At 70.4% G+C, this 1065-nt stretch carries 1 pseudogene; it reads left to right on the top strand.

What is annotated here, in order from left to right:
• Window positions 1-1065, top strand: a pseudogene (locus BIS11_RS18375) (DNA repair protein); the annotation flags it as partial.

Genomic DNA, 1065 nt, shown 5'->3' with positions numbered 1-1065 from the left:
GCGTGCGCGACCGAGCGGACATTTTCGAGTCCGGCGGCAACGTCATCCGCCTGGGCCCGCGCCACCGCTTCAGCGTCAACCAGCAGCACCTGGACCTGACCCTGGTGCCGCGTGACGAGCGGCTCATGCTGCATCTCACCGGCACCCAGTATTTCGAGCCGCTCATCGACGAGCGCCTGACCGCGCTCTCCGACTACTGGAGCATGTCGCTGCCGTCGGAGAGCCGGCGCGTCTATCGCGCCGAGTACCTGGCCTACCGCTTCATGGAGACGTTGACCCGGCCGGAGGCGGCACCGGTCAACGTCGAGGATGTCGATGCGCTTCAGCGCCAGATCGCCACCTTCGCCTCGCCCCGCTACCGCGAGGGCTACGAGAAGGGCATCCACGACCACGACGCCGCGCTGATCGTGCGCACCCTGTGGCCGGCGCGCCAGAGCGCGGGGCTTCTGGGGTTCGGCCCGCTGCCCCGGGCGCTGGCCATGCTGTTCTGGGCGAACCTCAAGCAGGACGACGAGGCGGCCCGCAACCTGCGCGCCCGCTGCCTCTCGGCGGGGATCCTTTCGCGCATCATGCAGAGCGAGGACCTGCTGACGGCGCTGATCGAGGAGATCGCCCCGGCGCTCGAGGCGTTCGTCCAGGGCCATAAGCTGCCCGGGACAGCGGGCCAGCAGGCCAGCGCCGCGGAGTTTCTGGTGCGCCGGCTCGCCGAGGAGGGCGACGCCTTCCCGGTGACCCGCTACGCCGACGCCCTGGTGGAGAGCTTCACCACCACCATGCAGCGCCAGGGCCACTACGGCCACTTCGAGGAGGCGCTGGCGGTGGTGCAAGGCCAGCCCGGCGCGCGCTGGACGATCACTTCCCACTGGCTCACCGCCCACGCCCGCCAGGCGGGCCACGAGGACGCTCTGCACTTTCTGCCCGAAGCGATCGCCATGCTCAACACCGCCGGGCGGCTCGAGACCCGCGCCCAGAGTGTCGAGCTCGCCTTCACCGTGGAGGGGCTTCTTGGCCAGCACGAGCGCCTCGACCAGCAGCGGCTCGCGCTGTCGCTCGACGACTTCCAGG

The sequence above is a fragment of the Halomonas sp. 707D4 genome, assembly GCF_024158685.1.
GTDB lineage: Bacteria > Pseudomonadota > Gammaproteobacteria > Pseudomonadales > Halomonadaceae > Vreelandella.
This window is presented reverse-complemented; position numbering and strand designations above follow the sequence as displayed.